Annotated in this window: 21 protein-coding genes and 4 pseudogenes; 18 read left to right on the plus strand and 7 right to left on the minus strand. The window is 45.0% G+C overall.

Annotation, left to right across the window (positions count from 1 at the left end; genetic code table 11):
• The first annotated feature begins 4 nt into the window (after positions 1–4).
• Complete coding sequence (locus MOB98_RS04350; RefSeq protein WP_268367190.1) at positions 5–1081, plus strand: helix-turn-helix domain-containing protein; 1077 nt, start codon at positions 5–7, stop codon at positions 1079–1081.
• Between the two features lie 37 nt (positions 1082–1118).
• Here MOB98_RS04350 and MOB98_RS04355 read toward each other — a convergent pair.
• Positions 1119–1322, minus strand: a pseudogene (locus MOB98_RS04355) (ATP-binding protein); the annotation flags it as partial.
• Positions 1323–1504: 182 nt separating this feature from the next.
• Between MOB98_RS04355 and MOB98_RS04360 the strand changes: the two are divergent.
• Positions 1505–2437, plus strand: coding sequence for an aldo/keto reductase (locus tag MOB98_RS04360; RefSeq protein ID WP_268360122.1), 933 nt, complete (start codon positions 1505–1507; stop codon positions 2435–2437).
• A 39-nt stretch (positions 2438–2476) separates the two neighbouring features.
• On the opposite strand, the gene MOB98_RS04365 is transcribed toward MOB98_RS04360, so the two are convergent.
• Together MOB98_RS04365 and MOB98_RS04370 are read right to left on the minus strand one after the other, a co-directional pair.
• The gene (locus MOB98_RS04365) at positions 2477–3541 is read right to left on the minus strand and encodes a DUF4352 domain-containing protein (protein ID WP_268360118.1); all 1065 of its coding nucleotides are present in this window, start codon (positions 3539–3541) and stop codon (positions 2477–2479) included.
• 85 nt (positions 3542–3626) lie between these two features.
• Positions 3627–3695, minus strand: a pseudogene (locus MOB98_RS04370) (hypothetical protein); the annotation flags it as partial.
• Between the two features lie 173 nt (positions 3696–3868).
• On the opposite strand from MOB98_RS04370, the gene MOB98_RS04375 reads away from it, so the two are divergent.
• Positions 3869–5284: a YcdB/YcdC domain-containing protein gene (locus MOB98_RS04375; protein ID WP_268360121.1), complete on the plus strand. Its 1416-nt coding sequence runs from the start codon at positions 3869–3871 to the stop codon at positions 5282–5284.
• 185 nt (positions 5285–5469) lie between these two features.
• Complete coding sequence (locus MOB98_RS04380) at positions 5470–6831, plus strand: YcdB/YcdC domain-containing protein (RefSeq protein WP_268360117.1); 1362 nt, start codon at positions 5470–5472, stop codon at positions 6829–6831.
• A gap of 6 nt (positions 6832–6837) precedes the next feature.
• Here the strand turns inward: MOB98_RS04380 and MOB98_RS04385 are convergent, their stop codons facing one another.
• A complete protein-coding gene (locus MOB98_RS04385; RefSeq protein WP_268360116.1) occupies positions 6838–7341 on the minus strand; it encodes a M15 family metallopeptidase in 504 nt (167 codons plus the stop codon).
• Between the two features lie 122 nt (positions 7342–7463).
• Here MOB98_RS04385 and rapJ point away from each other — a divergent pair, with 122 nt between their 5' ends.
• From rapJ to znuB, 6 genes are all read left to right on the plus strand, one after another.
• Positions 7464–8585 (plus strand): response regulator aspartate phosphatase RapJ, encoded by a 1122-nt coding sequence (gene rapJ, locus MOB98_RS04390; RefSeq protein ID WP_268360115.1) that lies wholly within the window; start codon positions 7464–7466, stop codon positions 8583–8585.
• A 107-nt stretch (positions 8586–8692) separates the two neighbouring features.
• Complete coding sequence (locus MOB98_RS04395) at positions 8693–9469, plus strand: SDR family oxidoreductase (protein ID WP_268360114.1); 777 nt, start codon at positions 8693–8695, stop codon at positions 9467–9469.
• A 24-nt stretch (positions 9470–9493) separates the two neighbouring features.
• On the plus strand, positions 9494–11185 hold the full coding sequence (locus tag MOB98_RS04400) for a glycoside hydrolase family 13 protein (protein ID WP_268360113.1): 1692 nt from the start codon (positions 9494–9496) through the stop codon (positions 11183–11185).
• A 179-nt stretch (positions 11186–11364) separates the two neighbouring features.
• Positions 11365–12342 (plus strand): metal ABC transporter substrate-binding protein, encoded by a 978-nt coding sequence (locus MOB98_RS04405; protein WP_268360112.1) that lies wholly within the window; start codon positions 11365–11367, stop codon positions 12340–12342.
• A 54-nt stretch (positions 12343–12396) separates the two neighbouring features.
• Positions 12397–13092, plus strand: a complete 696-nt coding sequence (gene znuC, locus MOB98_RS04410) for a zinc ABC transporter ATP-binding protein ZnuC (protein ID WP_003241253.1) — start codon at positions 12397–12399, stop codon at positions 13090–13092.
• Complete coding sequence (gene znuB / locus MOB98_RS04415) at positions 13050–13892, plus strand: zinc ABC transporter permease ZnuB (protein WP_268360111.1); 843 nt, start codon at positions 13050–13052, stop codon at positions 13890–13892. The genes znuC and znuB overlap by 43 nt, the downstream gene beginning before the upstream one ends.
• 38 nt (positions 13893–13930) lie before the next feature.
• On the opposite strand, the gene MOB98_RS04420 is transcribed toward znuB, so the two are convergent.
• Entirely contained in the window at positions 13931–14926 is a 996-nt protein-coding gene (locus MOB98_RS04420; RefSeq protein WP_268360110.1) for an LLM class flavin-dependent oxidoreductase, read from the minus strand.
• A gap of 282 nt (positions 14927–15208) precedes the next feature.
• Here MOB98_RS04420 and MOB98_RS04425 point away from each other — a divergent pair, with 282 nt between their 5' ends.
• From MOB98_RS04425 to niaP, 7 genes are all read left to right on the plus strand, one after another.
• Entirely contained in the window at positions 15209–15808 is a 600-nt protein-coding gene (locus MOB98_RS04425; protein WP_268360109.1) for a TerD family protein, read from the plus strand.
• A 22-nt stretch (positions 15809–15830) separates the two neighbouring features.
• Positions 15831–16412 carry a TerD family protein gene (locus MOB98_RS04430; RefSeq protein ID WP_003241245.1) on the plus strand — a complete coding sequence of 194 codons (582 nt, stop codon included), beginning with the start codon at positions 15831–15833 and terminating at the stop codon, positions 16410–16412.
• A 32-nt stretch (positions 16413–16444) separates the two neighbouring features.
• Positions 16445–17023, plus strand: a complete 579-nt coding sequence (locus MOB98_RS04435; RefSeq protein ID WP_268360108.1) for a TerD family protein — start codon at positions 16445–16447, stop codon at positions 17021–17023.
• Between the two features lie 51 nt (positions 17024–17074).
• Positions 17075–17848 carry a TerC family protein gene (locus MOB98_RS04440; RefSeq protein WP_268360107.1) on the plus strand — a complete coding sequence of 258 codons (774 nt, stop codon included), beginning with the start codon at positions 17075–17077 and terminating at the stop codon, positions 17846–17848.
• Positions 17849–17931: 83 nt separating this feature from the next.
• Entirely contained in the window at positions 17932–19545 is a 1614-nt protein-coding gene (locus MOB98_RS04445) for a YceG family protein (RefSeq protein ID WP_268360106.1), read from the plus strand.
• Between the two features lie 15 nt (positions 19546–19560).
• Entirely contained in the window at positions 19561–20652 is a 1092-nt protein-coding gene (locus MOB98_RS04450) for a toxic anion resistance protein (RefSeq protein ID WP_268360105.1), read from the plus strand.
• A 121-nt stretch (positions 20653–20773) separates the two neighbouring features.
• Positions 20774–21976 carry a niacin permease NiaP gene (gene niaP / locus MOB98_RS04455; RefSeq protein WP_268360104.1) on the plus strand — a complete coding sequence of 401 codons (1203 nt, stop codon included), beginning with the start codon at positions 20774–20776 and terminating at the stop codon, positions 21974–21976.
• A 29-nt stretch (positions 21977–22005) separates the two neighbouring features.
• Here the strand turns inward: niaP and MOB98_RS04460 are convergent.
• Both MOB98_RS04460 and MOB98_RS04465 read right to left on the minus strand, forming a co-directional pair.
• Positions 22006–23174: pseudogene (locus MOB98_RS04460) on the minus strand (MFS transporter).
• Between the two features lie 68 nt (positions 23175–23242).
• Positions 23243–23456, minus strand: a pseudogene (locus MOB98_RS04465) (helix-turn-helix domain-containing protein); the annotation flags it as partial.
• 267 nt (positions 23457–23723) lie between these two features.
• On the opposite strand from MOB98_RS04465, the gene opuAA reads away from it, so the two are divergent.
• Complete coding sequence (gene opuAA / locus MOB98_RS04470) at positions 23724–24980, plus strand: glycine/proline betaine ABC transporter ATP-binding protein OpuAA (RefSeq protein ID WP_268360103.1); 1257 nt, start codon at positions 23724–23726, stop codon at positions 24978–24980.

A 24980-nucleotide genomic window follows, 5' to 3' on the forward strand; every position in this document is an offset into this window, starting at 1 on the left:
TATTGTGGGAAAAGTGAAACGAAATGCCCCTTGCCCATGCGGCAGCGGCAAGAAATATAAAAAATGCTGCGGAAGTAAAGTTGTCGACTTTCCGACAGAACTAGCGGCAAAAGAAGCAAAACAAATTCAGGAAGACTTAGTGGAGTATGCCTTCACAGTACATAGAGAAAGCATCTCAGGCTTTATCAACCAGCATGATTTTCTTTCTGCTATGGACAGACAGACGAAAGACATCAGCGTATTTAATTTGGGAATCTGGGGAATCTTCTTCCACCCGCTTGCTGGTGAAAAGACAATCTTCGAGGAGTACCTTCAGAAAAAAGGTGATTCGATCACTCGTCCGAAAACGCGTGAGATCGTTGAATCATGGAAGAGCATGACGCCTGCTTTATTGCTGCTGAAGGATCTGAAAGATGCTGTCATTCACTTTGAAGATGTCATTACGAAAAAACAATTTGAAGTGGAAATGGATGCCAACAATCAAGACCTCCCGCCAGTGGGAAGCCTGATTCTCGGATATCCAATCCACGAAGCAGAAAAAGCAGAATTCTTCATGCAGTTCACGATCTTCCCGGTGAAGAGAACAGAAGCGCTGATCAGCAAGGTGAAGAAATACGCAGATGCCGCTGTGAAGAATGGCAAAGCGCCGGAGGACTTCATGAAGCAAGAATTCAACAACGTTCTGTTCGCGCTGTTAGCTGAGAAAGATGAAGAGCCGCAAGCAGAAGCTGTTGAAGAAAACAGTGTTGAGTGGGCAAACGACATGGAGAAAGAAACAGCTGCAGCTATCGAAGAAGGCATGAGCGGAGATGAGTATCCGACTGAACTGATTCCGGCTGTCATTGACATCTGGAAAACATTCTGTGAGAAAAAGTCACCCGTCATCAGAAAACCAGAAGCTTTCGCAGCAGCAGTTGAATATTATGTGAATGCGATTTCTCTGAACGGCGCGTCTGTTTCTCAAGCCAAACTGGCGAAAAAATACGGCGTCAGCGCATCAACGATTTCCAGCCGATACAAAGAAATTGAAAGTACGCTGCAAGAAGAAGCGGATCGTTTTGCAAAAGCGCTATCCTCTTAATCAAAAAACCTTGAAAAGCTGAGCTTTTCAAGGTTTTTTATTTTTGAAACGGAATTTTGATTTCTAGCCGGAAGACAGGGTGGCGGTATGTAAAATCCAGTCTGCCAAAAGCGCTCTTAACCAGTTTTTGAATGATATACGTGCCCATTCCTTCATGAGCGCCGCTTTTCGTTGAACGGCCAAACGATTGATACAATGTATCGAGCATTTTTTAATCCATTCCTGGTGTGCTGTTTTCACAAACTGGCCAGCCTGCTTCCTGAAAGACAAATGGGTTCTGCCAAAATAAACTTGCAAAAGGAGAAATACACTTTCTCCTTTTTGTATATCCTGAAAAAAGAAGGAAAATAGTAAAAGGATATCTAATACAGAAAGTGACCCTGCCCTATTTTTCATCTAAATTGGTTTCGAAGGAGAAGAGCGATGGATCAAACACGTACACTCGGCAAAACGAAGCTGCAGGTGAAGCGGATTGGATTTGGCGCGAATGCGGTCGGCGGGCATAATCTATTTCCAAATCTACATGATGAAACAGGGAAGGATTTGGTCCGCGCTGCATTGGATGGCGGCGTTAACTTTATCGACACTGCCTTTATATATGGACTGGGGCGTTCCGAAGAATTAATCGGTGAGGTCCTGGAGGAACGCGGGGGCCGCAATCAGCTCATCATTGCCACCAAAGGGGCCCATAAAGAAGTGAACGGCAGCATTGAATTAGATAACAGCCGGGAATTTCTTCGCGGCGAGGTGGAAAAGAGCCTGAAGCGGCTGAAAACCGATTATATTGATTTGTACTATGTTCATTTCCCGGATGGCAAAACGCCTCTTGCAGAAGTGGCGGGTACACTGAAGGAGCTGAAGGATGAAGGGAAAATCAAAGCGGTCGGCGCTTCGAACCTCGACTATCAGCAATTGCAGGAGTTTAATGCAGACGGTTATTTGGACGTTTTTCAGTCAGAATACTCTCTGATTCGGCGTGATGCCGAGAAGGAGCTGCTTCCGTATTGTGAAAAACAAGGCATTTCCTTTATTCCTTATTTTCCGCTCGCATCCGGCCTGCTGACAGGAAAATTCACGAAAGACACGGTTTTTGAAGACTTTCGAAAGGACAAGCCGCAATTTCAGGGAGAAACGTTTAGTCAGCATCTCAAAAAAGTGGACAAGCTGAAAGCGGTAGCGGAGGAAAAACAAGTGGAGACAGCACATCTCGCCTTGGCGTGGCTGTTAACAAGACCGGCGATAGACGCCATTATTCCAGGCGCTAAACGTCCTGAGCAATTGAAAGAGAACCTAAAAACCTTGAACATTGAACTGACCGAAGATGAAGCGAATTTCATCAGCGGAATCTTCACATAAAAAAGGAAATAGCCTCGGAGGCTATTTCCTTTTGGTGTTTTATTCTTTGATGAATGCTTCAACTAATTCTGCTGCTCTGTAATCGTCCATATCAAGCTGCCATTGGTCGATGTCATTTTTCTTCATTTTCACTTCAACTGTTTTTTCAGATGAAGCAGGTCCGAGCTTTTTGAATTCTTCAGGATATACTTGAAGCGCGTATTTCACAGCTTCTTCATAGCTTGCGTCAGTGTTTTTGTTGTAGTAGTCTTTCACTCTGTCTTCGATGCGGTCTGAGAGTGAAGACGCGTCTACAGGTTTAATTGTAGCTTCAACGATCGCTTCGTCTTTGGAGATCGAAGTTGTTTTCGCCTGGATAGAAGAGTTTTTGCTTAATCCTGCTTTGATGCCGTTGACGATATTATCAAGTGCTTTACTGTCGGCATATGTGCTTGAAAGGCCGGAAGCTGAGAGATAGCCGTCTTTGGCTGATTCGTTGAAATCATTGACAATTTCATTTTTGTTAGCGCCGGTAATTTTTTCGAAATCAGCGTTGTCTTTACCGAAAAGAAGGACATCAACATAGGCCGATAGCGCTTTTGCAGAGTCTTGAAGCTGATCTGCTGTCGCAAGGATTTTTTTGTCTTTTCCGTCAATTTTGAAAGTAACTGATTTTGGCTTTTTATCACCGTAAGATTCCGGCGTATAGGTAAGCTCGTATTTCTCGCCTTTATCTACAACGAAGAAAAGGTTTCCTTCAACCGATTTGTCAGCGTTAATCGTGCTACCTTGAAGCTTTTCGCTATAGTCTTCAGGATCTGTGTCAGACATTTTGGTATCACCTTGATACAAAGTGAAATCCATGCTGTCCACGTTCAGCGGTTCTTTTCCTGTGTTTTTCACAGCGACATTGACTTTTAACACAAGCTGGTCATCTGAAGTGGATTTATCATATTTAGACGGAAGCGTATAAGAAACATCCTTGATTTTGACTTGAGCTATATCTGAGCTTTTTTCTGTTTCTGATTCTTTCTTCTCCGCGCTTGTTTTGCTGCCGGAACAAGCAGCTGTAAACATCATCAGCAGAAGAATTAGGAAAACAGCATACGTTTTTTTCTGAAACATTCATTTTTCCTCCTCAAATGGTTTAGGAAAGGGGAGTCTTTTGTCTTTGAGAAATGGATCTTTTTGAATGGATTAGCATCATTTAACCAAAAAAATCAGTTCTTTTCTCACGGTTTTCACCGGATTTTCTGGAAACTCCGCCCTTCTTTGTCATGAATGGACCTATAAAAAGTTACAACGGAATTAATTTTAAGATTATTAGCTTTTATATTGAATAGGTTCATCATACTATTTTTGGTGAAAAATGTTCTGGTAAAACTGGTAAACTCAGAAATTTGTGTATTTTAGACTATTACTTTTTAACTGGTTGAAGGAGACATAAGAATGATGAAAGGGGCTGTCTTTGTGAAGAAAGAGGAACTGAAACAAAAAGCATTGGAAATCGGCCGGGTGCCGGCTCACTTAAAACTGGAAATTGAAGATTATGGCGGTGACGAGAAAGGAGCCCATTTTTGTTGGGTAGATCCTCAGGATGAACACACCGGCATTATCGTGGAACTTGGGCCGGGCGGGGAGCTGGAATCCCTCTCTCGTGATACTGAGCCTGAAAGCGGAGAAAAGCTGTCTGAGGAGAAACTAGAGGATATTATGCGCCAATTTGTCGAGACTCATTATCCCGGGGCACTGTCTGTCTTTGTCCTTGAAGAAAACGAACGTACATACGATGATAAAGTGAGATTTTCATATGTTCAAATGGAGGACGGACTTCCTCTTCCCATGAGTGGGTTAATGGCTGAAGTTTCCTTATCGGGTGAGATCATTTACTTCCGCTATTACGGCAAAGCGGGCAGCATCATCAAGCCACAGCGGGTCGCGGATGTTCAAGAGGCGCTTGCCTATTTCAAGAAAGATGTGGAGTTCGACCTTTTATTTGAGATTCTCCATCGTTCCGTTTACAAAAACGGAGATGATCAGCCGCATTTGGTGTATGAGCCTGAGTGTAGGGCCATTACTGTACCTGCCGATTTGGTTCAAGAAGAAAAAGACTTTGATGATGACGATGACAGGGAGCGGGAGAGCTTTCCTCTCCCTTTATTCGAGGGCATTCACGATAAGGCAGATCCCAGCAGCATGATCGGCATCGAAAAAGGCTTTGTCAAAGAGCGGGAAACGGATTTGGGAGACGGGAGAATCGGGATCGTTTGGCGGAATCCAGATGATCCTGTATATCAACCGGCTGATAAAAGCATGGACAGCTGGTTGAAGGGACGGACTCATCAAGTGCTGAAAACGATCCATAATAAAGAAACCGGAAAACTCGAAGGCGTCATGTCATTTATGGAGAAAAAAGGGCCGTTGACAGTAACTGAGGCAGAGTGCGAAAAAATCGCGCTTCGCTTTCTGTTTGCTTTATTTCCGAATGCCGATCAATATTTTAAGATCAGGTACGATGAGCCGGATGAAGAAGAAAACGCAGTTGCCGGGTTTACATTTGAAGCGCACTGTCACGGGGTGCCGCTCCGGTTTGGGCAGATCAGAATCTGCGTCAGCCGCCAAACTGGGCACATTACCGTTTATATGGGACCGGATATTGACCCGAAGGAGCTGGAAACCATTCATCCGGTTCCGGCCATTTCAGCAGAACAGGCCAAGTCTATCTTTTGGCAGCATTTTAAAGTTGAGCTTGGCTGGGAGAGAGAATACCGTGATGATGAAGAACACATCTACCGGCTCGTCTACAAGCCGGTGTATCCGCGTTTGATAGAAGCTCATACCGGAGAGCCTGTTATCAGTTTATGGTAAAACAGCCAAAAGTCACACAAATGCCGCGGGCGTATAAGGTGAGGTGTGATAAAAGTAGCAGAAAGAATATTGAAAAACAATGACAATAATAGAAAAGGACCTTTCTTCACTTTAAATGAAGAAAGGTCTTTTTATATAATAAACAGGATTCTCTTTGTCGTAGACTCTTTGAAAGGATGACTTCATTGGTTACTAAACAGCTGAAAAAGAAGGCGCAAGAGATCGGGAATGTACCGCCGCATTATGAGCTTGAGATAGAAGATTACGACGAAAAGCAAAAGAAGAACGGGCAGGCATATTTCATCTGGAAGGACCCCGAAGATCCGGAAAAGCACATTATAGTTGAACTTGGAAAGGATGGCGCTTTACTCACCTTTTCAACAACCGTGCGCTCCGAGGCAGACATCAAGCTTCCAGATGCCGAGCTGAAGCTGACGGCCCTTCAGTTTGCTGCAGCCAACCATCCCGGCACATTTATGAAATTTCATTTTCAAGGCAAGGAAGAACGGGGACAGCACATCCGTTTTGTCTATACCAAAATGGAGCTGGGGCTTCCGCTTCCCAATTCAGGCTTTTTAATTGATATGACCCGAAGCGGACAGATTGTCCATTTTTTATATTACGGAGAAGAGCATAAAGCCGAAGTGCCAACGGAATTTGTACCAAAAGAGAAGGTTGTGTCTCATTACTTAAATACAATGTCTTTGCAGCTGATGTACGATGTCATTGATGGCGAACAGGAACCGAGGCTTGTGTATGAACCGATTCTTCCGGGATACAGCTATCCCGCGGATGTAGACGAAATCGTGCCCGACCAGCATATCGCAGATGAAAGAATAGAAGACGGGGCGCCTTTGCCGCCGCTTCAGAATGCGGAAGACACCGATATATATGCTATGCTGGGCCTCACCTCTGATATGCAGAAAGTCAGTGAAAAGGACTTTGGAGAAGAAATGGGAAGCACGTGGCGCAAAGGCACTGCACCGGAGCGGAAAGATTTAAGCATAGGAAGCTATTTTGAAACGAGAAATAAAAATACAATCAAAATGAAGACTGATAAAAGAACAGGAAAATTAAAAGCAGCGATTTCTTTTATGGACCGGCGGGACACCCGCCAATGTTCAACGGAAGAATGCCAGGAGATCGCGCTTCAATTTTTGTATGCCCTCTATCCGAGAGCGGCTGAGTTTTTCAGAGTGAATCCCGTCCGAATTGATGAAAGAGGCAGGGTCCGCAATCATTTTTCTGTCTGGTATAAAGGAGTGCCGCTGCGGTTCGGCGCTGCCCGCATCATTGTCAATCCGGAAACGGGGAAAATTGACGCTTTTATGGCGCCGGATATTGATCCTGAACTGTTGGAAACAATCAATCACAGGCCGGATGTTTCAGCTGAAGAAGCGAGAGAAACGTTTTTAGCTGCGTTTGATGTAAAGCTGGAGTGGCAGCCTGATTTTGCGGCAGGCAGCGATCAGCATTACAAGCTTGTCTATAAGCCGGTTTATCCTTCCTATATTGATGCGCACATAAGGAAAAAGAATAGGCGGTGAGGGTGTCTAGTCAGGAATCATCTCCAAGTGGGGATAGTCCTTGAATCGATTCCAGTCCCCGCCCCACTTAAAACCGAGTTTCTTAGCAATCTCGACAACCTCCAGCCAATCTGATTTGCCGTTTTGATTGCCGTCATACTCCATATCCCATATGATGCTGCCATCCTTTTTTTGAAGGGCGAAATCTACCGCTAAACCATAGTTATGATATGATTCCCCTCCTCTTGCATAGGTGACAATATTTCCTTTTTTTGTGCGTCCCTGTTTATATAATTCGTCTTGTTCCTTAAAGGATCTGAACCCTTCTGTAATGACAACGCTAATGCCTTTTTTCGCTGCTGCGGCCTTGAGAGCATCGGCATTCTGCTTCACAATCGGATGAAGAGCTGAAGGGACAGGCATATCCTGCAGGGCATTTTGAGAATGCCATTCGTGCCGTATCGAACTAAAACACAGATCAAGAAGAAACAGAATACATAAGATAACGAATATTTTTGCAGATAATTTCATATTGGTCTCACTTTCTCATGATGTTCTGAGTGTTAACGCTTTTAGGAGATAGACTCTCTCTAAACGAGATTAGCTATGATAAAATATAACATAAATAGTAGCAGGAGGAAGGAGGCAGACCGATGAGAGCAAAGATTCCATCTGAAGAAGTAGCAGTAAAGCTAAACGAATGGTACAAGCTCATTCGCGCATTTGAAGCAGAACAAGCAGAAGCGTTAAAACAAGAGATTGAATACGATTTAGAAGACATGGAAGAAAATCAGGACTTGCTTTTATATTTTTCTTTGATGGAATTCAGGCACCGAATCATGCTTGATAAGCTGATGCCGGTGAAAGACAGCGACACCAAGCCTCCGTTCTCTGATATGCTGAAAGAAATTGAAAGCAATCAGCAAAAACTCACAGGCTTATTGGAATACTACTTTTATTATTTCAGAGGAATGTACGAATTTAAGCAGAAAAATTTCATATTAGCAATTGACCATTATAAACATGCCGAGGAAAAGCTTGAGTATGTTGAGGATGAAATTGAAAAAGCTGAGTTTCTTTTTAAGGTTGCAGAAGTGTATTATCACATCAAGCAAACGTATTTTTCCATGAATTATGCGAGCCAGGCGCTGGATATCTATACGAAATATGAACTGTACGGGCGCCGCCGTGTGCAGTGTGAATTTATCATCGCCGGAAATTTGACCGATGTGTATCATCATGAAAAAGCGCTGACACACTTGTGCAGCGCCTTAGATCATGCAAGGCAGCTGGAGGAAGCATATATGATTGCCGCTGCCCATTATAATGTCGGACACTGTAAGTACAGTCTGGGCGAATTCAGTGAAGCGGAGGGCTATTTCAAAAGAGCCGCCGCCATTTTTGAGGAGCACAACTTTCAGCAGGCCGTTCAAGCCGTTTTTTCACTGACCCATATCTACTGTAAACAGGGAAAATACGACAAAGCGATAGAGATGTATGGACACGGGATGAAGAGCGCAGCTGAATGGGAAGATGACATGTACTTAACGAAATTCCGCCTCATTCATGAGCTGTATCTTGGCAGCGGCGACCGAAGCGTGCTTGAAGAATGCTTTGACCTCCTGGAATCCCGCCAGCTTCTTGCCGATGCAGAAGAACTGCTGCATGATACAGCAGAACGTTTCAATCAGCAGGAACGCTACGAGTCCGCTGCATTCTTTTACCGCAGGCTGATGAATATTAAAAAAACGCTTGCCGAGCAGCGTTTTCAATAGGAGATGGCAGAGAACATACAGGTTCTCTGCTTTTTTTTGCTGTTTTCAACCCGGAAAAATAGGGTATTTTCCACTGCATAATGAAAAGTCAGAGGAGGATATTGTGTATGTATAAAGATTTAACTGGAAAAACAGCGATTGTAACAGGTTCTTCAAAAGGAATCGGAAAAGCCATTGCGGAACGGTTTGGACAAGAGAAAATGAATGTTGTCGTGAACTACCACAGTGACCCGTCAGGGGCAGATGAAACGGTAGAAATCATTAAGCGTAACGGAGGGCAAGCCGTCGCAGTTGAGGCGGACGTGTCAAAAGAAGAAGGGATTCAGGCGCTCTTGGACGCCGCTTTAGAGCACTTCGGCACACTTGATGTGATGGTGAACAACTCAGGCTTTAACGGTACGGAGGCCATGCCGCATGAGATGAGTCTTGAAGATTGGCAGAGAGTGATTGATGTCAACGTCACCGGAACCTTTTTGGGAGCGAAAGCAGCGCTTAACCACATGATCAAAAACAACATCAAAGGCAATGTACTGAATATCTCGAGTGTTCACCAGCAGATCCCGCGCCCCGTTAACGTTCAATATTCTACGTCCAAAGGCGGCATGAAGATGATGACGGAAACGCTGGCGCTCAACTATGCAGATAAAGGAATCCGCGTTAACGCGATAGCGCCCGGCACCATTGCCACAGAATCAAATGTTGATACGAAAAAGGAAGAAAACAGGCAAAAACAACTGAAAAAAATCCCGATGAAAGCCTTCGGAAAGCCGGAAGAAGTGGCGGCAGCAGCGGCTTGGCTCGTATCTGAGGAAGCAAGCTATGTGACCGGCACAACACTTTTCGTCGACGGCGGAATGACACTTTATCCATCACAGCTTGAATAGAATACAAAACAGGGGGATTGCGGGATGAAGACAGACTGGTGGAAGGATGCAGTGGTTTATCAAATTTATCCGAGAAGCTTTCAGGACAGCAATGGAGATGGTATTGGAGACTTGCAGGGGATCATTTCCCGTCTTGACTACATAAAAGAGCTCGGGGCAGATGTGATTTGGATTTGTCCGATTTACCCTTCTCCGAATGTTGACTACGGATATGATGTGACGGACCATAAGACGATTATGGATTCATACGGAACGATGGATGATTTTCACGAACTGCTTGACCAGGTGCACCAGCGCGGATTAAAGCTGGTGATGGACTTTGTGTTAAACCACACATCGGTCGAGCATCCGTGGTTTAAAGAAGCGGAGCTGGACAAAAACAGCAAATACCGCAGCTATTACTTTTGGCGTCCCGGCACAAAGAACGGCTTGCCAACGGACTGGGTGTCTGACTACGGATGCCCGGTCTGGCAATACGAGGAGCACACGGGGGAATATTATCTCCATATGAATGCTGTTAAACAAGCTGATTTAAATTGGGAGCATCCTGAGGTGCGCCAAGCGGTATTTGACATGATGAAATTTTGGCTCGATAAAGGGGTGGACGGCCTGCGCATTGATCAGCTCCATCTCATCTCCAAGAAAGAATATCTTCCGTCGTATGAGGACTATATCAATCAGCAGGCTGAGCCGAAGCCTTTCCAGCCAAATGGCGAACGAATTCATGACTATTTAAAAGAAATGACAGATGAAGTATTTTCTCACTATGATGTCATGTCTGTCGGAGAGGTTGGCAGTGTTACACCAGAGGAAGGACTGAAATATACGGGAACCGATAAGCATGAGCTGAATATGATTTTTCACTTTCAGCATATGGAGCTTGATCAGCAGCCTGGAAAAGAACATTGGGATTTGAAGCCTCTTGAGCTTTCTGATTTAAAAACAGTTTTGACAAATTGGCAAAAGAAGCTTGAACATCAAGGCTGGAATACACTGTTTTGGTGCAATCACGACCAGCCCCGGATTGTGTCCAGGTTCGGAGACGATGGGGAATACCGCAAAGCATCAGCAAAAATGCTGGCTACCGTACTTTATTTCATGAAGGGCACGCCGTATATTTATCAGGGAGAAGAAATCGGGATGACAAACGCGCCGTTTACCCGGATTGAGGACTACAAAGATATCCAAACGATCAATATGTATCATAAACGGGTGTATGAAAAGGGCTATGATCCAGAAGATGTGATAAGATCAATCTTAGCCAAAAGCCGGGATCACGCCCGGACGCCGATGCAGTGGAGCAGCGGCAAGAATGCCGGATTTACTGACGGCACGCCTTGGCTCAAGGTCAACCCGAACTTCTTGTCCATCAATGTGGAGGAAGCACAGAAAGATCCTGATTCAATCTTAACCTATTACAAAAAGCTGATCAGCTTGAGAAAGCAGTACGCCGATCTTATCAAAGGGAGCTATGAGCTTTTGCTTCCGGATGATCCGCAGCTGTTTGTATATATGAGGGAAAACGGCAAACAGCAGCTATTATCGGTCAATAACTTTTCGAAAGAGCAGGCTGTATTCCGTTGGCCTAAGTACTGCGGCAAGGACCAGGCATCCCTGCTTCTCAGCAATTATAAAAACAACGAAGATATTGACGATGAAATGGTATTTCAGCCGTATGAAAGCAGAGTATATCTTCTCGACAAACTAATGATATGACTCAACCCGGCTTATTCAGCCGGGTTTTTTAAGTACATATATTCGTGCTGCAGACGGGAAGAATAAAATCAAAATGAAAATTAATCTTGCAAAACGTAATGACTTCGGTTTATTATGATATAGGATTACAAAATCGTTATCATTTTGATTTGAATAATGAAAAAGAGGGGATATACGATATGTTTAAAAAATGGAGCGGTTTGTTTGTGATTGCGGCGTGTTTTTTATTAGTTGCAGCATGCGGCAATTCATCAACAAAAGGGTCGGCGGATTCTAAGGGTGATAAACTGCACATTGTCACAACGTTCTACCCGATGTATGAATTTACAAAACAAATTGTAAAAGACAAAGGCGATGTGGATCTGTTAATTCCATCTTCCGTCGAGCCGCATGATTGGGAACCGACGCCGAAGGACATTGCCAACATTCAGGATGCTGATTTGTTCGTTTATAATAGTGAGTACATGGAGTCATGGGTGCCGTCAACTGAAAAAAGCATGGGCCAAGGCCACGCTGTTTTCGTTAATGCGAGCAAAGGCATTGATTTAATGGAAGGCTCTGAAGAAGAACATGAAGAGCACGGTGAGCATGAGGAGCATGAACATGGGGAGCATGAGCACAGCCATGCAATGGATCCTCACGTATGGCTCAGTCCTGTTCTGGCGCAGAAAGAAGTTAAAAATATTACGGCGCAAATCGTAAAGCAGGACCCGGATAACAAAGAATACTATGAGAAAAATAGTAAAGAATATATTGCAAAACTGCAGGATCTTGATAAACTATATCGTACAACCGTAAAAAAAGCGGAGAAGAAAGAATTCATCACGCAGCATACAGCGTTTGGCTATCTGGCAAAAGAATACGGTTTGACGCAGGTTCCGATTGCAGGGCTTTCACCTGACCAAGAACCGAGCGCAGCCGACTTGGCAAAGCTGAAAACGTATGCCAAGGAACACAATGTAAAAGTCATTTACTTTGAAGAAATTGCATCCTCTAAGGTCGCAGATACGCTAGCCAGTGAAATTGGCGCGAAGACAGAAGTGCTTAATACACTGGAAGGCTTAAGCAAAGAAGAACAGGATAAAGGCTTAGGGTATATCGACATTATGAAACAAAACCTCGATGCCCTGAAAGATTCACTATTGGTTAAATCATAAGATAGTGTGCGCCGGAGGGTGCACACTATTTCTTTGTGAGAAAGGAAGATTGACATGAATCTCGTCTCATTGAAAGATATCGTTTTCGGCTATTCCCACACGCCTGTTTTGGATAAAGTATCACTTGATATTGAAAGCGGTGAGTTTGTCGGTATTACAGGACCAAACGGCGCCTCTAAATCGACGCTCATGAAGGTGATGCTCGGCATGCTGAAACCGTGGGAAGGCACGGTGACGATCAGCAAAAGGAATACAGAAGGAAAACGCCTGACGATAGGGTACGTTCCGCAGCAAATCTCATCATTTAATGCCGGTTTTCCAAGCACGGTGCTGGAGCTGGTTCAGTCAGGCCGCTACACAAAAGGGAAATGGTTTAAGCGTTTAAATGAAGAAGATCATATCGAAGTAGAAAAAGCGTTAAAAATGGTGGAAATGTGGGAGCTTCGCCATCGGAAAATCGGCGACTTATCAGGCGGACAAAAGCAGAAAATCTGTATTGCCAGAATGCTTGCCAGCAATCCGGACCTGTTGATGCTGGACGAACCGACAACAGCCGTTGACTACGACAGCAGAAAAGGATTTTACGAATTTATGCACCATCTCGTGAAAAACCACAACCGCACCGTTGTGATGGTTACCCACGAACAAAACGAAGTACAGCAATTTTTAGATAAAGTGATTCGACTAGAGAGAGGAGAAAAAGGCGGATGGAAATGTTTGACTTGGAATTCATGCGACGAGCTTTTCTAGCAGGCGGCATGATCGCCGTCATGGCCCCGATATTAGGGGTGTATCTCGTTCTCAGAAGACAGGCCTTAATGGCTGACACACTTTCACATATTTCATTGTCAGGTGTTGCCATCGGCTTTTTTCTCAGCACCAATATTACGGCGGCGAGCATAGTCGTCGTGACGGTCGGCGCAATTGGAATTGAATACATGCGGCGGGCATACCGGACGTATTCAGAAGTATCCATTGCCATCTTAATGGCGGCCGGCCTGTCCTTCGCGATGTTTTTAATCAGCCTGTCAAAAGGCACCGCCAATATGAGCATCGATCAATACCTATTTGGATCGCTCGTGACAGTAAACCAGCAGCAGGTGTATATTATCGCCATTATTACACTGCTGATTCTGCTTTACTTTATCGTACTGAGAAGACCGCTCTACCTGCTGACGTTTGATGAAGCAACGGCAAAAACGTCTGGAATCAATACGAACGTTCTGTCGATGTCGTTCAGTATCGTCACAGGCCTTGCGATCTCAGTCATTATTCCGATCATTGGGGTTCTTCTTGTATCAGCCCTGCTCGTATTGCCGGCAGCATTCGCCATCAGAATTGCAAAGGGCTTTAACATGGTTTTTATCACCGCCATACTCATTTCGTTATTCAGCGTATTTATGGGACTGACATCATCCTATCAGCTCGGAACGCCGCCAGGGCCGTCCATTACCCTGCTGTTGATCGTTCTGCTTTTGATTGGATTTGCAGTTCAGGGAGTTTGGATGTTTATCAAAAAAGAAGCTCAGCGTAAAAAAGGGCGCCGCTAACATGAAAAGCAGTTTTCCCCTGGGGAAAACTGCTTTTTTTATAGAAACAATCCGGCAAGACGTTCATAAGTTTCTTTTTTCGCCTCAAAATCAAATACATTGCACAGAACCATGATTTCATTTGTTTCGTAGCGCTCTGTGAGTGATAAAAGCTGCTGTTTGACTGTGCTTGGAGAACCGATCACCATCCGCTCTCTGTTTTCTTCTATGAGTTTTTTATCGGACGCTGTGTAAGGATGCGCTTTTGCTTCCTCGATGCTTGGCACGCGGCTGTCCAAGCCTTTTCCGACACGAAGAAGCCATAAATCCTGGCTTAACGCGAGCTCTTCAGCCTCTTCATCTGTTTTTGCGCAAATGACAAAAATCGTAAACAGTGCAGCCGGAGACGAAAAATGGGCGGACGGCCGGAAGCTCTCCCGGTAGACGCGAACTGCATTTTCTCCTCGCTCAGGATTAATGAAATGCCCAAATACATACCCAATGCCCTGATGCGCCGCGCGTCTTGCGCTGTTTTCACCGAGACCGAGCACCCACAGCTCCGGTGCAGTGTCAATAAGGGGCGCCGCTTTGATTCCGGCATACGGATGGTCGGGAGGAAGGGAATCTGTAAGAAAATAAGAGACATCCTGCAGCTGTCTGTTAAATTCGGTTAAGCTTTTTTTCACCCCGTCCGTTAATGCAAGCCTAGTTTTTGTCGTGCCGCCGGGGGAACGGCCGACGCCAAGGTCAATCCGGTTGGGATACAGGGCCTCAAGCTGGCGAAAGGTTTCGGCCACTTTAAACGGGCTGTATTGGGGCAGGAGCACGCCGCCTGATCCGACACGAATCGTGTTTGTCTGTGCTGCGATGCGGGCGATCATGATTTCAGGCGCTGTGCTTGCCAGTCCTTTCGTGCTGTGGTGCTCGGCAAACCAATACCGCTTATAGCCCCACTGTTCGCTTAATTGAGCAAGCTCAACCGAATGCTGAAGAGTTGTCACAGGGCTTTCTCCTTTAGAAACTGGTGCCTGGTCAAGTATGCTTAAATGAATCAAAGGGCCGCTTCCTTTCTGTCTGTTTTTAGAATGTGACACAAGAATAGGCAAAATGACTCGCTCACGTCAAATGGTTTGTTTAAGAAGTGCACTTTATAGCTTTTGCAAATCATATATCAAATATGGAAGTTTTTTTCGAGGTTTTTCGTCAATTATTCTTAACTTTTACGAAACTTTGATATAATAATAAACGTATATATTAGTAATTTACGGCTTATTTTCCTTATGAGCGTAAAAATAAATGTGACTATCTTCACATTTTGATGAGTAGGAGTGAATCGTGTGGCAATTTCTTTAGAAAAAGGTCAACGAATTGATTTAACAAAAGGAAAAGCCGGCCTGTCTAAATTGATGGTCGGTCTCGGCTGGGACCCGGTGTCCTCAGGCGGAGGTTTTTTCAGCAAACTGCTTGGCGGAGGCGGCGCGAATATCGACTGTGATGCTTCAGTGCTGATGCTGGAAAACGGAAAATTCACCGATAAGAAAAATGTAATTTATTTCGGCAACCTGAAAAGCCGCTGCGGCGGTGTACAGCACACAGGCGACAACCTGACAGGCGACGGTGCGGGCGATGACGAGCAAATTATGATAGATTTAGATAAAGTGCCTGGAAACATCGATAAGCTTGTATTTGTAGTGAACATTTATGATTGTGTCAGAAGAAAACAAGATTTCGGCATGATTCAAAATGCGTTTATCCGCGTAGTTGATCAATCAAATCGTGAGGAAATGCTCAAATACAATCTGAGAGACAATTATGCCGGCAGAACAAGCCTGATTACAGCAGAAATCTACCGCAGCGGCAATGAGTGGAAGTTTGCGGCGATCGGTGAAGGCACAAATGATACGAGATTAGAAGATATTATCAGCCGTTACGCATAAAAGAAAAAGGAGTGGATGAAACATGGCAATTTCATTGGCAAAAGGACAGAAAGTAGATTTGACAAAAACAAATCCGGGTCTTTCAAAGGTTGTTGTCGGTTTAGGCTGGGATACAAATAAATATGACGGCGGACACGACTTTGACCTTGACTCAAGCGTGTTTCTGTTAGACGCTGCAGGCAAATGCGCGTCACCAAACGACTTTATTTTCTACAACCAGCTTGAGGGCGGCAATGGTTCAGTCGTCCATTCAGGCGACAACCTGACAGGCTTAGGCGAAGGCGACGATGAGAATGTGAAAGTGAATCTCAGCGCTGTGCCGGCGAACATTGATAAAATCTCATTTGTTATCACAATCCACGAAGCAGAAGCGCGCAGCCAAAACTTTGGACAAGTATCAAACGCGTTCGTTCGCATCGTAAATGAAGAAACAAATGAAGAGCTCATCCGTTACGATCTTGCAGAAGATTTCTCTATTGAAACGGCAATCATTGCAGGAGAGCTTTACAGACATAACGGCGAGTGGAAATTCTCCGCTATCGGCTCAGGCTACCAAGGCGGCCTTGCCCGCATCGCAACGGACTATGGCTTGCAAGTCGGTTAAGAAAAAGGAAGAGCAGAAAGGAGAGAGGCAGTATGGCCATTCAATTATCAAAAGGACAGCGTATTGATTTAACGAAAACAAATCCGGGACTCACAAAAGCAGTGATCGGCTTAGGCTGGGATACAAACAAGTACTCCGGCGGACACGATTTTGACCTGGATGCTTCAGCCTTTTTAGTTGATGCGCATGATAACTGCGTGAATGATCTCGATTTCGTCTTCTACAATAACCTTGAACATCCGAGCGGCGGTGTCATCCATACGGGTGACAACCGCACGGGTGAGGGCGACGGAGATGATGAGCAGATTATTGTTGATTTTTCGAAAATCCCTGCTCACATTGAGAAAATCGGCATCACAGTGACCATTCACGATGCTGAAGCACGCAGCCAAAACTTTGGACAAGTTTCCAATGCGTTTGTGCGCGTTGTGGATGAAGAGACGCAGGATGAGCTTCTTCGCTTCGATTTGGGAGAAGACTTTTCCATAGAAACAGCTGTTGTTGTTTGTGAGCTTTACAGACACGGCGGCGAGTGGAAATTCAATGCAATCGGCAGCGGTTTTTCCGGCGGGCTGGCTGCATTGTGCCGGAACTACGGTTTGCAAGTGTAAGCGAGTGACAAATAGAGAAGTCACCGTTTCAAATTAATAGGAGGAAAAAACTTGGACTTTTTACATCATATCATGTCTACGTATGCTTCATTTTTCGATTGGAAAATGTGGGGGGAAGTGCTTTCTGATCCCGTTTCATGGGGTTTGATCGGCTCCCTTGTTGTTTTGGAAGGCCTTTTATCGGCCGATAACGCGCTTGTTCTTGCGGTCATGGTCAAACACCTGCCGGAAAAACAGCGGAAAAAAGCGTTAACGTATGGTTTGTTTGGAGCTTATATTTTCAGATTTATTTTCATCGGGCTTGGCATGCTCCTCATTAAGTTTTGGTGGATCAAGGTGCTTGGCGCGCTTTATCTCGCTTGGCTCGTCATTAAGCACTTCTGGATTGGCGAGAAAGAAGAGGAAACGGACGGCATCAAGAAAAACTCTTGGATGGTCCGCACGTTCGGTATCTTCTGGGCGACTGTTATTTCAGTTGAATTAATGGACCTTGCCTTCTCAGTGGACAGCATCCTGGCCGCATTTGCGGTATCTGAAAAAGTATGGGTGCTTCTGATCGGCGGTATGCTTGGTATTCTAATGATGCGTACAGTGGCAAAAGTTTTCCTTGTCCTGATTGATAAAATTCCTGAGCTGGAAAACACAGCATTCGTGTTAATCGGAATTATCGCGCTGAAAATGGCGGCGAGCGCTTTCCATTACGAAATGCCGCACTCTGTATTCTTCATTATCATAATCGCTGCATTTGCGGTCACATTGATCATTCACTACATCAATAAACAAAAGCAGGTGCGCGAACAAACAGCCGCTTCAAAAGAAGAATAAAACAAAACAAGGAGGGAGGTTCAATTTCCTTCCTTTTTTGTTACCGAAATATCGTCCGATGACAAACCGGAAAGGAGGAAATGATGAGACAAGAAGAATTAACCATTCATAAAGCGGTTCCGGCTGATGGAGATTGGAAAAGCCTGCTGTTCCAGCCATTGCCCGAGCGGGAACACTATGAAACAGAACAAGGCCTTTCTTTTTCTCGTCTTGCCGGGCAGGTATTGGGTACGCCTATTGATGAAACGGATTACTATAACGAGCTGTATGAGCTGTCTGTAAACGATCGCATTACCATTTTGAGTGAAACGCTTGATAAAACAATCGAGCCGGAAACATTTCAAAAGCTCCAGCATATTCATTCCATCAATCAGCAGGAAAAAGGGCTGTCAGTCAGCCGCTTCGTTGCCTTTCTGGACGGGGAAAGACTGATTGCGAAGCACTCGAACCCCTTGATGCACCGCCATTTAAGAAAAGCGCTGATGACGCTTTTACATACCTTTGCAGACCAGCATGAGCAGGGGCTGAATCATCCGGATTTTCGCAGAGTGCTGCTGGATGTCTCGAAGTTTTCTTTGAATCACCTGAATCCTTGGCTGGAAAAAACCGATATAGAGCGGGAGATGCCTAAGGTTGTTTGGTACGGGGATGCGACGAAAAGCCAGCTCTATTTCTTATATTATCTGATGTTAGTGGGCTGCGATGTCCTATTGTTCCATCCTGCGGGAATCGATCAGCTGGCGCTTGTTGACCCGAAGCAGGAGCTCAGTTTTACGGAAAAGCTCCCGGATGTTTCGGAGCTTCAGCCGTTTCCGAAAGAAAAACCAGACCGGAAATCAACGGTTGCCTACCGCTCAACAAAAGAAATTGAACATGTGCTGAATCACGAGGAATCCATGCTGTACAAGCCGTGGCAGTTCAGAGATCATACACCGATGTCTGTAACGCTGAAAACGACCTATGATGAACTGTTTTTAATCACGAAAGAGCGTGCCTTTATTCGTCCGAATTTCAAAGCCGATAAACATTCCATCGAGATACCGAATGTATTCGCAAAGATAATGGGTGTGTCGAAAGACAATAAGGAATATTGGAACAGGCTCCATACATTAGCGGATTATCAGGAAACAGAGATGGTAAGACGCTTTCCGTTTACAGAAGAAATAAAATCGAACTATCAATTTCACTACAGCCACGCGCTCGACCATGAAGGGAACATTGATCCGGATAAGCTGATGGCAAGCAATATATGGCAGTATAAGCAGCTTCCTGCGGGCGTTCAGACGGCTATTGCCAAGACGATTTCGAGAATGTGCAGGCACCCGCGGCTTAAGGCTTTGCATCAGGAACAAGTCAAGGATGTTCAAATCTACTTGTTTAAACAAACCACAAACCTGCCTGTTAACCTGCTGAAGTTAATTCAAATGTTCGACTATGCCCAGACTGTTCCGAAACTTGTTTTATATCATACGGAAATGAGCGGCGGACTCACGCGTTCAGATGCTGCTGCCCTGCTGTTCCTGAATGAAATCGGAATCGATATCATCATTTATAATCCTCCCGGCCATCAGGATATTGAGCCGTTTATTGAAGAGGACCAGTATGATATCCATTGGCTGGACGACATGGTGTTTCAGCAGGACTATAAAGAGCCTTCCCTTGTGAAAAGGCTGTTCAGAACGATTACTCAAAAGTAAGGAGAGAAGAAAAGCATGACCACAGAAAATCAAAACCCGCTTGTTCTCGATAAAAACGAAGAAATTTCCCAGCAAAAGGCTGACGATATCCGTCTCCAGCTCCGTCAGGAACCAGAGGTAAAGCGGCTTGCACAGCAGATTGACGTCAAAAACCAAATGGAGCTGCTTGAGTACGGAAAGGAGCCGGCCGTTGAAATTTCCAAGTTCTCTGACCGTATCTTAGGGATGATGAAAACAACAAGCGTGACAGACTCCGGCACAATGCTGACTCAGCTTGGGAAGATCATGGACCGCTTCGACAAAAATGATTTTGATGAGCCAAAGGGATTGATGGCGAAAATTTTCAAACGCGGCGGCAGCATGATTGAAAAAATCTTTAAAAAGTATCAGACGCTTGGCGGAGAGATTGAAAAAATCCACGTTGAGATTTCGAAATACAAAGATGAGATGACGAAGACGAACTACACGCTCGATGAAATGTATGAAAACAATATCAAGTATTATATGGAGCTTGAAAAATACGTCGTTGCCGGACAAATGAAGCTGGAAGAGATGCAGTCAATCCTTCCTTCGTATGAAGAAAAAGCGGCAAGCGGAAACCAGCTGGCGCAAATGCAGCTCGATACACTGCGCAACGGCATTCAGGCCCTTGAGGAACGGGTATATGATTTGGACATGGCACGAATGGTGGCTCTTCAAACGGCACCTCAAATCCGTCTCCTGCAGCGCGGTAATGCAAAGCTGATCGGGAAGATCAACTCCGCGTTTATCATTACCATTCCAATTTTCAAAAACGGCATCATTCAAGCTGTTACCGTCAAACGCCAAAAGCTTGTGGCTGACTCCATGAGCGAGCTTGACCGCCGGACAAACGAAATGCTGAGACGAAATGCCGAAAACATCTCGAGCCAAAGTGTTGAAATTGCCAGAATGGCCGGCAGACCGAGCATAGATATTGAAACGATCGAATCGTCCTGGAACACGATCGTCAGCGGCATGCAGGAAACCAAACAAATTGAAGAAGAAAATAAACGCCTCCGTGAAGACGGCGCAAGACGAATTGCCCAGCTTCAGGATAATATTAAAAAAGCAGCCTTGCAGCAATAAAAAGATCCCCGCTTGTGAAACATAAGCGGGGTTTTTCATTTACATGAATTAGCTAATGACAATGTGTAAAGACAGGTGTAAACTTAAACGGTAATCATTTTGTATATCAGAGGTGTTGGCAATGGGAAAACAACAGCCTATATCCCAGCGTAAACTGCTGGGCGTCGCCGGTTTGGGGTGGCTGTTTGACGCAATGGATGTCGGAATATTATCGTTTATTATCGCCGCGCTCCATGTCGAGTGGAATCTATCGCCTGAAGAAATGAAATGGATCGGAAGCGTTAATTCCATCGGCATGGCTGCGGGTGCGTTTTTGTTTGGTCTGCTGGCTGATCGAATAGGCCGCAAAAAAGTGTTTATCATTACCCTTTTATGCTTTTCGATCGGAAGCGGCATTTCAGCTTTTGTGACGAGCTTATCAGCATTTCTTATGCTTCGTTTCGTGATCGGGATGGGGCTTGGCGGCGAGCTTCCAGTCGCTTCAACACTTGTTTCGGAAGCGGTTGTGCCTGAAAAGCGGGGAAGAGTGATTGTGCTTCTGGAAAGCTTTTGGGCCGTAGGCTGGCTCGTGGCGGCACTGATTTCTTACTTTGTGATACCGAGCTTCGGCTGGCAGGCTGCTTTGCTGTTAACCGCACTGACTGCTTTTTATGCGCTATACCTGCGGACGAGTCTGCCTGATTCGCCGAAATATGAGGCGCTTTCTGACAACAAGAAATCGGTGTGGGAGAATGTAAAAAGCGTCTGGGCAAGACAGTATCTGCGGCCGACAGTGATGCTGTCGATCGTGTGGTTCTGCGTGGTGTTTTCTTATTACGGCATGTTCCTATGGCTCCCGAGTGTCATGCTGCTGAAAGGCTTTAGCATGATTCAAAGCTTTGAATACGTTCTTCTGATGACGCTTGCTCAGCTTCCCGGCTATTTTTCTGCCGCGTGGCTGATCGAAAAAGCGGGCCGGAAGTGGATACTCTTCATTTACCTGATGGGTACGGCAGGGAGCGCCTATTTCTTCGGATCGGCGGATTCCTTAGGCCTTCTGCTTACAGCTGGAATGCTGTTATCGTTTTTCAACCTTGGCGCGTGGGGCGTGCTGTATGCCTATACACCGGAGCAATACCCGACAGCGATTCGCGCGACAGGTTCAGGAACGACAGCAGCGTTTGGAAGAATTGGCGGCATCTTCGGGCCTCTGCTCGTCGGAACGCTCGCAGCCCGTCATATTTCGTTTTCAGTCATCTTTTCAATCTTTTGCATTGCCATCCTGCTTGCGGTAGCGTGTATTTTGATTATGGGAAAAGAAACGAAACAAACGGAACTGGAATAGGAAAAGCACCTCATTCAAGAGGTGCTTTTTTACATTTGCACTCGGGCTTTGGTTTGTCGTTTACCGGTTTTGCTGATTGACTGGTAGAGCGTCATGGAAAGGATGAACAGAACGGCAGTAAATCCTGTAACAGCTCCGAAATGCTGCGTGCTCTGATATAAAAAACCTGCAATACTTGTGCCGATAATGGTTCCGGCATACATAGCGGCATTGGAAAGGGAAGCGATGGTTCCTCGTGCGTTTGGTGAAATGGATTGAAAGACCCCATCATTAACGGAAAGATGATGCCGGCTGTAAAGAAAGTGAGAAAAAGCTTGTTTCTACTAAAAACAAGGTAGGAAAGAAGGGAAGACAGCAATAGAGAGCACCCATCAGCAGCATGCCGCCGATCAAGGTCTTAAATATGCCCAGTTTTGCTGAAATCCGGCTACCGATAAGGCTTCCGAGCATATTTCCCAGACTGAGTACAAGCATCGCGGCCCCGATCTCGACACGTTTAAATGAAAATCCGCAGAAAGCCACGTACCGAGAAAGCTGAACGAAGCAAAATTTCCGGTTTGAAAGAGAAAATAGGCAAGCAGGATAAATGATGTTTTCGGCAGTGAAAACAGCTCACGATATGGTTTGAATATGGACGGACGGTGTGCAAAATCAGAAGGGCGAATATCAGGCATAACGGCCGCCAGCATCAATAGAAGAATAAGAGAACAGGCCGACAGAACAAAAAAGGGTGTATGCCATGTAAAGGAAGCCAAAAATCCTCCGATAGGCAGTCCGAGCATCTGTGAAGCGGCCAATCCTGCTGTCGCAATCCCCATGCTTTTAATGATCTGAGAGGGCTGGACGATGACAGGGATGGACGCCCAAACTTGAGGTGTCACAAATGCAGCACTAACGCCTGCAGCAAAACGGAACAGGCACATGGCGGCAAAAGAGGGAGCCATGCCGCATAAAAACGTGGATACAATAAAGCCTGCAAGTCCCCACAGCATGACTGTTTTCCTATTAAGCCGGTCTGAGAACGGGCCCGCGATCAAAGCGAACAGCGCATAACCGAGCGCATAAGCACTAACCATCCAGCCTGACAAATCGGTAGAGACACCAAACTGATTCTGTAAAAGCGGGAGAAGCGGCGAAAGCAAAAAGGTATCCGTGCCGATAACAAACATCACGCTGAAAAAAGCCAAATACGTCTCAAATAAAATCACTCCTATAGTTTTATAATTTTGAAACTATGAAACAGATAAGTATAGAGAAAACCCTTTGTTAGAGGGTTTCCAAAAAGCCAGGCAGGTATGTTTGAAATGTGTCTTCACGCAGACTGACATATTTTGTCCGCGAATCTCCGGGTTGCCGTTAACCCCGCTTCACGCAGCGTTTTAAAATGATAAGATGCTGTGGTTTTGACAATATTGCATTTTTCACCTACTTCACCGCAGCTGAGTTCTTTTCCGCTGACATAAAGCGTACGAATAATGTAAATATTTTCCAGTCGAGAGCAGGAAGTCATAACATGAAGGAGGAATTCAGTTCCATTTAAAGCGTTTTCAACTAAAGATGGGCGAAATATCACCCGTAAAATACAATTATAAAGGAGGATTACAGAGCATTTAGAAGCATAAATAAGGTCATGTGGTCACATGGATGTTTATAATGAAATGGTACAGAATAAAAGAGAATATGCTGTTTGTGTGGGATGTTACATAAATGTTACGGTAATAAAGATTGCTTAATATGGAGGGAAAATATGAGTGTAGATGAGAAACCAATTAAGATAAAAGTCGAAAAAGTCTCTAAGATTTTTGGGAAACATACAAAGAAAGCAGTTCAAATGCTTGCCAACGGAAAGACAAAAAAAGAGATCCTGAAAGCGACCGGATCAACCGTTGGGGTAAATCAGGCAGATTTTGATGTATATGATGGTGAGATATTTGTCATCATGGGTCTATCAGGGAGCGGTAAATCAACTTTAGTACGGATGTTAAACCGGCTTATTGAACCGACTGCCGGAAATATTTACATTGATGGTGACATGATAACAAATATGTCTAAAGACCAGCTCCGGGAAGTCCGCCGGAAGAAAATCAGCATGGTCTTCCAAAAGTTCGCTCTGTTTCCGCACAGAACGATACTTGAAAACACAGAATACGGACTTGAGCTTCAAGGTGTAGACAAACAAGTGCGGCAGCAAAAAGCGCTTGAGTCCCTAAAACTTGTCGGACTTGAAGGATTTGAACACCAATATCCTGACCAGCTTTCCGGCGGGATGCAGCAGCGCGTCGGCCTTGCCCGCGCGTTGACGAATGATCCAGACATCCTTCTGATGGACGAAGCGTTCAGTGCGCTCGATCCATTGATTCGTAAAGATATGCAGGATGAGCTTCTTGATCTTCACGATAATGTCGGAAAAACAATCATCTTTATTACGCACGACTTGGATGAAGCGTTGCGGATCGGTGACAGAATTGTTTTAATGAAGGACGGTAACATCGTTCAAATCGGCACGCCTGAAGAAATCCTGATGAATCCATCTAACGAATATGTTGAAAAGTTCGTCGAGGATGTTGATTTGTCTAAAGTCCTCACAGCAGGCCACATTATGAAACGCGCTGAAACAGTGCGGATTGATAAAGGGCCTCGCGTAGCATTGACATTGATGAAAAACCTTGGAATTTCTTCAATTTACGCAGTGGATAAACAAAAGAAATTGTTAGGTGTTATCTATGCGTCTGACGCGAAAAAAGCGGCTGAGTCTGATTTGTCACTTCAAGACATCTTGAATACAGAATTTACGACTGTACCAGAGAATACGTATCTGACAGAGATTTTTGACGTTGTATCTGATGCGAATATTCCAATTGCGGTTGTAGATGAGAAGCAAAGAATGAAAGGGATTGTCGTGAGAGGCGCACTGATTGGCGCACTTGCCGGCAATAACGAGTATATCAATGCTGAAGGCACCGACGGACAAACACAAGATCCTTCTGCACAGGAGGTGAAATAA

The sequence above is a fragment of the Bacillus sp. N13C7 genome (genome assembly GCF_026790065.1).
GTDB lineage: Bacteria > Bacillota > Bacilli > Bacillales > Bacillaceae > Bacillus.

Excerpts from the sequence above, each read along its gene's own strand:
- MOB98_RS04360 (WP_268360122.1), top strand. The coding sequence starts at position 1,505 with ATGGATCAAACACGTACACTCGGCAAAACGAAGCTGCAGGTGAAGCGG.
- MOB98_RS04365 (WP_268360118.1), bottom strand. The coding sequence starts at position 3,541 with ATGTTTCAGAAAAAAACGTATGCTGTTTTCCTAATTCTTCTGCTGATG.
- MOB98_RS04375 (WP_268360121.1), top strand. The coding sequence starts at position 3,869 with ATGAAAGGGGCTGTCTTTGTGAAGAAAGAGGAACTGAAACAAAAAGCA.
- MOB98_RS04385 (WP_268360116.1), bottom strand. The coding sequence starts at position 7,341 with ATGAAATTATCTGCAAAAATATTCGTTATCTTATGTATTCTGTTTCTT.
- rapJ (WP_268360115.1), top strand. The coding sequence starts at position 7,464 with ATGAGAGCAAAGATTCCATCTGAAGAAGTAGCAGTAAAGCTAAACGAA.
- MOB98_RS04395 (WP_268360114.1), top strand. The coding sequence starts at position 8,693 with ATGTATAAAGATTTAACTGGAAAAACAGCGATTGTAACAGGTTCTTCA.
- MOB98_RS04400 (WP_268360113.1), top strand. The coding sequence starts at position 9,494 with ATGAAGACAGACTGGTGGAAGGATGCAGTGGTTTATCAAATTTATCCG.
- MOB98_RS04405 (WP_268360112.1), top strand. The coding sequence starts at position 11,365 with ATGTTTAAAAAATGGAGCGGTTTGTTTGTGATTGCGGCGTGTTTTTTA.
- znuC (WP_003241253.1), top strand. The coding sequence starts at position 12,397 with ATGAATCTCGTCTCATTGAAAGATATCGTTTTCGGCTATTCCCACACG.
- znuB (WP_268360111.1), top strand. The coding sequence starts at position 13,050 with ATGGAAATGTTTGACTTGGAATTCATGCGACGAGCTTTTCTAGCAGGC.
- MOB98_RS04430 (WP_003241245.1), top strand. The coding sequence starts at position 15,831 with ATGGCAATTTCATTGGCAAAAGGACAGAAAGTAGATTTGACAAAAACA.
- MOB98_RS04435 (WP_268360108.1), top strand. The coding sequence starts at position 16,445 with ATGGCCATTCAATTATCAAAAGGACAGCGTATTGATTTAACGAAAACA.
- MOB98_RS04445 (WP_268360106.1), top strand. The coding sequence starts at position 17,932 with ATGAGACAAGAAGAATTAACCATTCATAAAGCGGTTCCGGCTGATGGA.
- MOB98_RS04450 (WP_268360105.1), top strand. The coding sequence starts at position 19,561 with ATGACCACAGAAAATCAAAACCCGCTTGTTCTCGATAAAAACGAAGAA.
- niaP (WP_268360104.1), top strand. The coding sequence starts at position 20,774 with ATGGGAAAACAACAGCCTATATCCCAGCGTAAACTGCTGGGCGTCGCC.
- opuAA (WP_268360103.1), top strand. The coding sequence starts at position 23,724 with ATGAGTGTAGATGAGAAACCAATTAAGATAAAAGTCGAAAAAGTCTCT.